The organism is Salinimicrobium oceani (assembly GCF_012037645.1).
The window spans coordinates 1-390 of the sequence record NZ_JAAVJR010000919.1 but is presented as its reverse complement, the minus strand read 5'-3'; the positions used below and the strand labels follow the sequence as shown (position 1 = coordinate 390).

Annotated in this window: 1 pseudogene; it reads right to left on the bottom strand. The window is 39.7% G+C overall.

Annotated features, from left to right (window positions below):
* A pseudogene (locus HC175_RS20060) lies at positions 1 to 363 on the bottom strand (tetratricopeptide repeat-containing hybrid sensor histidine kinase/response regulator); the annotation flags it as partial.
* Positions 364 to 390 lie beyond the last annotated feature (27 nt).

Genomic DNA, 390 nt, shown 5'->3' with positions numbered 1-390 from the left:
ATAAATGTTACCAAGATTATTATAGGCATACCATAAAAGCGTATCATTCGAACTAAGCTGTGCATATTCAAGTGCCTTCAGGTAATTTTCCTTCGCCCTTATACTGTCTTCAAGTATTTCATATGCGACCCCGAGGAGATTATAACCGTGGTTGAGCTGATAATAGTCTTCTTCCTGAGAAGCCAGCTCGATAAGCAGCAGAGATTGTTGTATGGAACGATTAAAATCGTAATTGTCCAAAGCCTTGCCGGCGTCCTGGTACAAATGCGAGGTACTGTCTTTGTAGGTTTCAGTTGGGGACTGAGCGTATCCTGAAAGACAAAGAAAAACACCAAAAAGACTCAGTAGGTAGTTTTTTCTCAAATTTTAGAGGGTTAAAGTTCAATATAG